Source organism: Myxococcus sp. CA039A (assembly GCF_013336645.1).
Classification (GTDB): Bacteria; Myxococcota; Myxococcia; order Myxococcales; family Myxococcaceae; genus Myxococcus; species Myxococcus llanfairpwllgwyngyllgogerychwyrndrobwllllantysiliogogogochensis.
Window position 1 is genome coordinate 1 of record NZ_JABUMQ010000413.1, and the last position, 8570, is coordinate 8570.

General features: G+C 68.8%; 7 protein-coding genes and 1 pseudogene. 2 read left to right on the forward strand and 6 right to left on the reverse strand.

Annotated elements, in window-relative coordinates; all coding sequences use genetic code 11:
- Positions 1 to 1181: class I SAM-dependent methyltransferase (locus HR086_RS41780; RefSeq protein WP_254626678.1), on the forward strand; the 1181-nt coding region annotated here is incomplete at its 5' end.
- Between the two features lie 26 nt (positions 1182 to 1207).
- Here the strand turns inward: HR086_RS41780 and HR086_RS41785 are convergent.
- Genes HR086_RS41785 through HR086_RS41795 form a run of 3 tightly spaced genes read right to left on the reverse strand, consistent with a single transcriptional unit; the run spans position 1208 to position 4764 of the window.
- Positions 1208 to 2020: a hypothetical protein gene (locus tag HR086_RS41785; protein ID WP_174456341.1), complete on the reverse strand. Its 813-nt coding sequence runs from the start codon at positions 2018 to 2020 to the stop codon at positions 1208 to 1210.
- Positions 2021 to 2059: 39 nt separating this feature from the next.
- Positions 2060 to 2656 (reverse strand): DUF2442 domain-containing protein, encoded by a 597-nt coding sequence (locus HR086_RS41790; RefSeq protein WP_141641439.1) that lies wholly within the window; start codon positions 2654 to 2656, stop codon positions 2060 to 2062.
- 56 nt (positions 2657 to 2712) lie between these two features.
- Positions 2713 to 4764, reverse strand: a complete 2052-nt coding sequence (locus HR086_RS41795; RefSeq protein WP_174468408.1) for a PAS domain-containing sensor histidine kinase — start codon at positions 4762 to 4764, stop codon at positions 2713 to 2715.
- A gap of 318 nt (positions 4765 to 5082) precedes the next feature.
- Here HR086_RS41795 and HR086_RS41800 point away from each other — a divergent pair, with 318 nt between their 5' ends.
- Positions 5083 to 5787 carry an NADPH-dependent F420 reductase gene (locus HR086_RS41800; protein ID WP_174456344.1) on the forward strand — a complete coding sequence of 235 codons (705 nt, stop codon included), beginning with the start codon at positions 5083 to 5085 and terminating at the stop codon, positions 5785 to 5787.
- A gap of 56 nt (positions 5788 to 5843) precedes the next feature.
- Here the strand turns inward: HR086_RS41800 and HR086_RS41805 are convergent, their stop codons facing one another.
- The 3 genes and pseudogenes from HR086_RS41805 to HR086_RS41815 all read right to left on the reverse strand — a co-directional run.
- A complete protein-coding gene (locus tag HR086_RS41805; protein WP_174468409.1) occupies positions 5844 to 6260 on the reverse strand; it encodes a hypothetical protein in 417 nt (138 codons plus the stop codon).
- Positions 6261 to 6401: 141 nt separating this feature from the next.
- Positions 6402 to 8279, reverse strand: a complete 1878-nt coding sequence (locus HR086_RS41810) for a M48 family metallopeptidase (protein ID WP_254623737.1) — start codon at positions 8277 to 8279, stop codon at positions 6402 to 6404.
- Positions 8280 to 8389: 110 nt separating this feature from the next.
- Positions 8390 to 8570: pseudogene (locus HR086_RS41815) on the reverse strand (GNAT family N-acetyltransferase); the annotation flags it as partial.

Consider the following 8570-nt stretch of genomic DNA (forward strand, 5'->3'; position numbering starts at 1 on the left):
GCGCCACCGCATCCCCGTCCAAGAGGGCGGATCCCCGCGCCACCGCGTCCCCATCCAAGGGGCCGGCTCCCGTCGCCCCGGCGACCCCGCTCCCGCCTGGCGCCCCGTTCACCTGGCGCTCGGAGAGCAACGAGCCCTCGCCCACCCGGCTGCATGCGGTGAATGACCGGCTCAGCGCGGACACCGCGCTCAAGCGGGTCCGGAATGGCGAGTTCCTGCTGTACTCGGGCGACTTCCACAACGCGAAGCAGCTCCTGGGCGCGCTGGGTCGGAGGCTCGAACGGGCGTCGAACGCGCGCTCACCCCTGGAAGCCTTCCGGGCCGAGCGTCGCGCACGGCAGCTGGAGCACGAGACGCTGTCGCGCATCGTCGTGTCGCTCGACCGAGACTACCGGCTCGCGCTAGCGCGGGCCCCCGACGTGGCCCAGGCGTGCCGACAGGTCTGGGGTGAGCCGGAGACGGAGTTCACCGTCGTCCCCCTCAAGCAGCTGCTCGGCATGCTCGGAGCGACGGAGTGGCGGCGAAAGGGCCTGGCGGTGCCCGGCCTCACGGGCCTCATCCATCCGCACTACGGCGTGTACCTGCCCACGCGCACCGACTACGTGGAGCTGCTGCTCTGGCTGCCCCTCCTGAAGGGCCAGCGCGTATTCGACGTGGGCACGGGGACGGGCGTGCTCTCGTTCCTGCTCCTCCAGCGGGGCGCCGCGTCCGTGCAGGCGACGGACTGCGACTCGCGCGCGGTGGCCTGCGCCCGGGAGAACGCGGAGCAGTTGGGACTGAGCAAGTCCTTCCAGGTGGCCGAGGCCGACCTCTTCCCCGAGGGGAAGGCGGACCTCGTGGTCTGCAACCCGCCGTGGATTCCCGAGCCGCCGAAGAACCGGGTGGACCGCGCGGTGTTCGACGAGGACAGCCAGTTCCTGCGGCGCTTCCTCGAAGGACTCCCCGCCGCGCTCACGCCGGGAGGCGAGGGGCTGCTGATTCTGTCGGACCTGGCGGTGCTGCTCGGCCTGCGTCCGTCCGGATGGCTCCAGGAGCAGTTCACCCGGTGCGGCCTGACGGTGAAGTCGAGCCGCTCGACGGTGGCACGGCACTCCAAGGCCCAGGACACCTCGGACCCGCTGCACATGGCGCGCTCACGCGAGACGACCACGCTCTACTGCCTCACGGCGGTGGCGCCGTAATCCAGCGGGGGAGCGGTGGCGCCTGACTACGAGGCGCTCCGCCCCGGGTCCGCGCGCTCCAACGTCAGCACCGCCGACGTGAGCCGAGGCTGGTCCAGCTCACGCGCGAGAATCGCCAGACAGAGCTCGGCGTCTCCCAGGGAGGCGTCGGGCCTGTCGCCAAGCCCCTGGAGTCGAGCCTGGAGCTGCTCCAGCGAGAAGCCCCGGCGCTGGATGTCCGCGAGCATGCCCTGACGGAGCGTCTCCAAGACCCTCCCCTCGTTCGCCAGTTCGAACACCAGCTCCTCCAGGCTCACGCTGACAGGCATCCACGCCTCGTCGGGAGCCCTCGCACCGTAGAGACCTTGCGCCACGTTCGCGTCGGACATCGTGACGCGTGAGCCATCGCGCTCCAGGCCCAGGGCGGACTGGTCCCAGACGATGGCGCCCGCGGAGGAGCGCTCGCCATCGACGAGCAGGGTCTCCACCGCGGTGAACCAGCTCGCGACCTGCCAGAAATGGTCGAAGGTCCCCTCCGTCCAGGACCGGCCTCCGATGCGGACCTCCAAACCGAACCGCAGACGACAGCAATTGAAGTTCGGCATGTCGAGGCAGAGCTGCACCAGCTCGCGCTCCTTCCCGAGGAGCGAGGCGCCCTCCATCACGAACGACTCGCTCGCATCCTCGCCGAACGCGCTCGCCCGGTTGGGCACGGCGAGGAGCCCTTCCGGCACCGCGACGCGGCCCTTGGAGCCATATGCTCGCGCCCCGGGCGGACCCACCTGCTCGTCATGGAACAAGGGAGCGGCGACGAGCAGCGTCGCCAACAACTGCGTGGCTTCTCTCGGGGGCGCGCTCACGTGACGTCCGGGCCTGCCATCAGGAGGGGAGGCTCGACTTCACTCGATATCCACGACGCACGCACCCACCTCCAGCAGGAGCGGCTCCCGCGCGGAGACCCGACAGCGCTCACCGGGCGTCGACAGCTGCTTGGCGCCGACCGTCGTCACGCCCTCCACCGCTTCGACGTAGAAGCAGGGGTGGTGCCCCCCACCGACCGTCACCTTGACCTGGTGCTCGGCCACCCCCTCCTGGTCCACGACGATGACGTTGGTCGCCGCCCGTCCGACGGTGAGCGGACTGGACCAGACCTCGTGCCGACCACCAAGCAGCAGCTTGGAGAGGACCTCGCCCTGCTTCGAGCGAACGGTCACCTTCATCCGGTATTGTTCCACGCGCCAGTACACCAGGGACGTGCTGAACGGCTTCACGTCCCCCCAGGCCAGCGTGCCCGTCTCGGGGTCCACGCGGACGGTCTGAAAGTTCTCCGGCGAGCGCAGCCAGTCGCGCGTCTCCTCGGTGAGGTCGGGGACGCGCGCGGGCTCCCAGTCGAAGAGGCACGGCTTGAGGCTCGCCTCGCCCTCGTGCCCGTCGCTGAAGCGCACGCGGACGACGAAGGGAGCGACACAGCGGGCATCAAGAATCACTGCGGCCATGCTCGGACCTCGCCCTGTCAGGGGGTCCTCCACCTTGCGGCGCGCGTGTCTCATTTTCAAGAGCGGGGGGTGGGCCCGCCCCGACCCGACGGCCCGGGTGAGTCCTTCGCGCCCTGGCGCAGCTCGAAGCTGAACGTGGCGCCCTGGCCCGGCTCGCTCTCGACCGAAATCCTCCCGCCATGCTCCAGAATGAGCTGCTTGGAGATGTAGAGGCCCAGCCCCAGACCGCTGGACTCGCTCGCGGAAGTCGCGCGCTCGAAGCGGACGAAGATTCGCTCGTGATGCTCGGGAGGGATGCCACGGCCTTCATCCCGGAGGCTGAACTTCACCCAGCCCTCCCGCGACTCGAGCTTCGCGTGCACCGGCTTGCCGGGCGCGTACTTGATGGCGTTGGTGATGAAGTTCGTCAGCACCTGTTCGATTCGCGCGGCATCCAGACGGACGACGAGGCCGTCCACCACCTGCTGCTCGAGCTGGATTCCAGCGGCCTCGAACTGGGGCGTGAAACGACCCAGCACCTCCCGCACCAGGTCGGAGAGGTTCGTCTCCTCGGGTATCACCGTCAGCTTGCCCGTGCTGATGCGCGACACGTCGAGCATGTCATTGACCAGGCGCCCCAGCCGGTCCACCTGGATGAGCGTGGTGTCGAGCAGCTTCTCGAAGCGCGCGGGCGGAAACGCCGCGAGGCCCTGGTTCGCGAAGAGCCGCTTGCTCATCTGTGCCTGCAGCTTGAGCGTGGTCAGCGGCGTATTGAGTTCATGCGAGGCGACCCCGAGGAACGTGTCCCGCGAGACGATGGCCGCGCGGAGGTTCTCCGCGAGCTGCTCAATCTCCTTCTGCTCGTTGACCTGGTCGGTCACCTCGTAGATGACCACCAGGATGCCGTCGATGCGCCCGGCCGGGTCGCGCTTCGCCTGGTAGGTGAAGTTGATGAACAGCTCCCGCTCGGCCCCGTCGGACTGGACCATGGACGCGCGCAGCTTCGTGCCATGGAAGCTCTTGCCCGTCTGATAGACGCCGTCGAGAATCTCGTGGAACCCCTGCCCCTCCAGCTCCGGCAGCGCTTCCCGGACGGGCAGGTGCAAGAGGTCCGTGGCCGGGCGCCCTCCGAACAGCATGGACATGTAGGGGGCGTTCACGAAGGTGTAGACGTGGCGCGGCCCGCTGAGGATGGCGATGCCCAGCGGTGCTTGCAGCAGGAAGCTCTGGAGTTCCTGACGCGCGAGCTGGCCCTCCTCCTCCGCCCACTTGCGCTCGCTGATGTCGAGCGCCGTCCCGATGAACCGGGTCGCCCTTCCCTCCGCGTCGAAGGAGACCTGACCTCGCGCTTCGACCCAGCGAGGCCGCTCACCCGAGCTCCCTCTCATCCTGTGCTCCCGCAGGTAATGCCCCTTCGCCTCCCCCGCGAGCGCGGCGGCGATGCTCGCGCGCACGGATTCCACGTCATCGGGATGGATGCGTTCGAGGAACTGGGGGAGGCCGTACTCCGTCTGCTCCAGCAGCCCGAAGAGTTCGGCCATCCGAGCATCCGCCGTCAGCCCCCCGGTGGCGACCTCCAGCTCCCAGGTGCCGGCCCCGGAGGCCTCCACGACCCGACGCAGGCGGTCCTCGCTGCGCCTCAGGGCCTGCTCGCTGAAGATGCGCCCGGTGGTCTCCGTGCAGACCACCAGCGTGCCTTGAATCTTCCCGGACTCGTCGAAGACCGGGGAGTAGCCATAGGTCCAGTAGACGTCCTCGATGCGGCCGTTGCGGAAGATGGGGACGAGCTGGTCCTCGTTCCAGCTGGCCTTCCCCTCGCGCATCACGTCTTCGATTTGCGGTCCGATGATGGGCCAGATTTCAGGCCACGTCTCCCGACCCGGCCGCCCGAGGGCCGCGGGGTGCTTGCCCTTGCCGAAGCTGGGCACATAGGCGTCGTTGTAGAACTGGATGAGCTGGGGGCCCCACCAGAGGAACATGGGGTGGCGCGAGTGGAGCAGGGTCTGGACGGTGGTCCGCAGCGAGCCGGGCCAGCGCTCCACGGGGCCCACGGGAGTCGAGGCCCAGTCCATCGCGCGCATCCGGGCAGCCATCTCCCCGGTCCCGCTGAACAGCTCCTCCGCATTCACGTGGTCGCGCTCCCCGGTCGTGCCGCGGGAGCGGAGTTCTAGAGCATCGCTCCCTCGCATGAAACAACTCCGCGACGCCGGGCGAGCCCATTCGGACAGCCAGTCCTTTTTACAGCCGCATCCTCGACATCGCGTGCTCACGGAGGCACCGCTCGCAGGCCAGGACACTCCCGCGGGCCCTGAACCTCCTATCAGCGGATGAGGCCTTCGGCGCCCGGCGCACCCTCTCTCACGAGCGTCCACGCGCTGAGGGGGTTATCACCGGGGTCAGGTGGCGAGGCGCACGCCTTGCCGTCCCCCTACCAACCGGAGTGACAGATGAAGATTGGAATCATCGGCGCGGGCCATATCGGCGCGGCACTGGCGAGGAAGTGGGTGAAGCTGGGTCACGAGGTCGTCATCGCGAACTCGCGCGGACCGGACTCGCTCCGCTCGCTCGCGGCCGAGATTGGAGCCACCCCCGTCACCGTCGAACAGGCCGCTCGCGGGGGCGAGGTCGTGGTCGTCACCATCCCCCAGCGCGCGGTGGAGGACCTGCCGAAGAATCTCTTCGCGGGCGTCCCCTCGGACGTGGTCGTCATCGACACCGGCAACTACTACCCGAGCCGCGACGGCGGCATCTCCGCGCTGACGGGAGGACAGATTGAGAGTTCCTGGGTCAGCGGCCTGCTCGGGCGGCCGGTCGTCAAGGTGTTCAACAACATCTACTCCCAATCCCTGGCGGAGAAGGGCACGCCGAAGGGGACTCCCGGGCGTATCGCGCTCCCCGTCGCGGGCGACCCGCCCGACGCGCGAGCGAAGGTCCTCCGGCTCGTCGACGAACTCGGGTTCGACGCGGTCGATGTGGGCGGCCTCGAGGAGTCGTGGCGCCAGCAGCCGGGGACGCCCTGCTACACCCGGGACCTCGACGCGCGGAGCCTGAAGGAAGCGCTCGCGTCGGCGGACCGGAGCCGCATCCCCGAGTACCGCAAGGCCGCGGATGACGCGGCGAAGGCGTTCTTCGAGGCGCAGAAGAAGGGCTGACCGCGTCGGCAGGCGGGGTGGCGCGGCCCCAGGTTGGGACGCGTCCCCCGGTGCACTCAGAGCGGCGAGACGTCGCTTGCGGATGCGGGCGCTGGCGCGGGTGCGGGCGCCACCTCGTCCTGGCTCACCTGGGAGTTGAGCACCCAGCTCAACGAGTAGCGCGAGCCGAGCAGCCGGTAGGTGGCGCGTTTGCCGCAACCCGTGACACCCGCAGTGTGCTTGTCGAGCCGCGTCGACTCGAGCTGCGCGCGTGCACAGCCCAGGTCGAACTCCGCGAGAGCCTTCACGTCGGGAACCCAGGAGCACTGCCCCATCACACAGCGCAGCTCATAGGTGCCGGAGGTACCGCAGCCGCTCAGCTGGTACTGATTCTCGCCGAGATAGGTGGGCGTCAGCTCCTCGGAGCACTTGAGGTCCTCGGCGGCGATCTTCTCCAGATTCGCATAACGCTTGGAGTTGATGGACAGCCCCATCGGAGCGCCACACCCAATCCAGTCATCAGCCCGAGCGAGAGGTTCATGGACAGACTTCTATCATGTCCATGGTGTCTGCTTCAGCCTCCCGCTCGCGGCTCGGGAGGGCGCCACTGATTGCGGCTCACCGCGGCCCGCGCCTCAGGCTGCCTGCTGCGAGCGCGCCTGGTATTCCTTCATGGCCCTGCTGCGCCCCAGGTAGTGCTCGAAGGCGCGCAGCAGGGCGTCCGGGTCCTTCAGCTTGCTCAAGCAGATGGAGCGCTTCTCCTTGGAGCGGCCCTCGCCCGCGAGCTGCAGATCCAGGTACTTCTTGAACATGCGGTCCTCGGTGCTCGCGTTCGTCACGTGCTCGAGCAACACGGGCTCCTCCCACTCCGTGTAGCTCACCTGTGCGAAGTCCAGTTGGGCGTCCAGTCCGACGTCCTTGCCCTCGAAGGTCAGCGGTGGGAAGTGCCGCTCCACGTGCTCGCGCTCCGCCGCGTTGGACGGCACGTAGCGGTAGGCGAGCACCAGGTCGTGTGCCTGGGAGAAGCGCGCCTCGTACGCGCCCCACAGCCGCGCCTCGATGGCGTCCACGTCCTCGATGGTGGTCACCCAGGAGAACGTCACCGGCTCGAGCAGCACCTGCGCCATGTCCGCCGGCGCCAGCCGCGCGTTCACGTTCTCCAGCCGCGCGGAGAGCGGCGGGTGGGAGTCGAACGGATGCGGCGTCACCGTCCCGTGCAGGTCGCCATGCACGGCGTCGGACTGCGCGTATTCCGCGAAGCCGAGGGCGACCCGCCGGGCGATGGCCACGGACTGCTGCCGCTCGTCGCGGGAGAAGAGGTCCGACTCCACGCGCTCACGAAAGCCCGCGTACGCGCCCACCTTCACGAGCGAGCGGGCGATGTCCCGACCCGAGGTGAGGCCCGCGGCGAGGCGATCCGCGGCGAGTTCGCTCGCGCGCCGGCTGCGTCCCAGCGACAGCTCGAAGAGCCCGCGATAGGCCACCATGAAGTGGTAGATGGGCCGCGTCAGTCCGCCCTCGTGCAGCGTCTGGAGGTACTGGCCGAAGTGCGCGAGCATCGGCGCGAGCCGCTTGCCGTGCCCCGTGTCTCCGCCCAGCAGGTGCCCCATCTCGTGCGCGAGCACCGCGTCGGCCTCCGACTGCTCCAGGAGGCGCAGCAGGGACAGGCTCACGTAGAGCGTCCTGCCCGAGAGCGTCCGGTCCCCGACGCGCACGTCGCCCTCGGTGACGAAGAAGTTGGCGTCGATGCCCGCGAGGATGTTGTTGGGAGGAGGCGTCTGGAGCCGCGCGCACAGCTTGCGCACGTGCGCCCAGAGCTCCGGCGCCTTCGACTCCTCGAGCACCTCCGCCTCCACCTCGAAGTCCATGGGCGGACGACGAAAGATTCCGACCACCACCAGGAAGATGGCCATGGCGGCCAGCGCGCCCACCACCAGGATGAGCTTGGGGGAGTAGCGGTTGAACCAGAGCGCCGTCACCCAATAGGACAGCCACACGGCGAGGCCGCCCTGGCCTATCGCCTGGAGCGCCCCCGTGACGCGCAGCACGTTCCAGCCGATGACGAAGCTGCCGTACTGGAAGGGGCGAGAGACGAACGCGGCCAGACCACACAACAGGGCAATCACCGTGGTAGCGAGCCCCAGCGCCAGCAAGCCCAGCGCCAGGCTGTGCATCCAGTCGAACTGCTGCACGTCCTTGCACACCCCGCCGAGGTTGCTCCGGAAGTTCGCCAGCTCCGCATCCGTGCTGAGGCAGGCCGCGGAGGCAGGCACGGCGCGGAAGAAGGCCAGGGTCTCCTGCCGCTGCTGCTCGTCGAGCTGGGTGTCCTGGGCCACCTGCCGCTCGATGGACGAGAGCACGTCCCCGTCCACGCTGGAGGTGGCGTGGCCGGTGAACCACAGACCAAAGAGAGGGAGGGCGAAGAGCCAGAGGGCGGGCAGCACATAGCCGCGCAGGAAGCCGGGAGCGGTTGTCGTAGGGCGCATGATTTCGGTGCCGGGAATCTTACGCATGGGCGGGTGTCCCCTCACCAGCCCCCTGGCGCACGTCTCCGTTCCCAAGAGTCTGGAACTCCCGCCATGCCAGGACCGAACACTGATGCCCGACACAGCCGCGCACGGCGCTACGAGCGCTGCCGCATCATCACCACCTTGGGGTACGCGATGAAGAACCCCATGCGCTCCATGTTCCGCTGAGACGCACTGGCCGGCAGGGTGCTGCTCGCCGCCAACGTACACCCCTGACGAAGGGCCCACGCCAGTCGCGCGGCAATCAACTCCTGCTGCAGCCCCCTGCCCCGGAAG

Coding starts and splice junctions, on each gene's coding strand:
- HR086_RS41805 (WP_174468409.1), bottom strand. CDS start 6,260: ATGGGGCTGTCCATCAACTCCAAGCGTTATGCGAATCTGGAGAAGATC.
- HR086_RS41810 (WP_254623737.1), bottom strand. CDS start 8,279: ATGCGTAAGATTCCCGGCACCGAAATCATGCGCCCTACGACAACCGCT.
- HR086_RS41790 (WP_141641439.1), bottom strand. CDS start 2,656: ATGGCCGCAGTGATTCTTGATGCCCGCTGTGTCGCTCCCTTCGTCGTC.
- HR086_RS41800 (WP_174456344.1), top strand. CDS start 5,083: ATGAAGATTGGAATCATCGGCGCGGGCCATATCGGCGCGGCACTGGCG.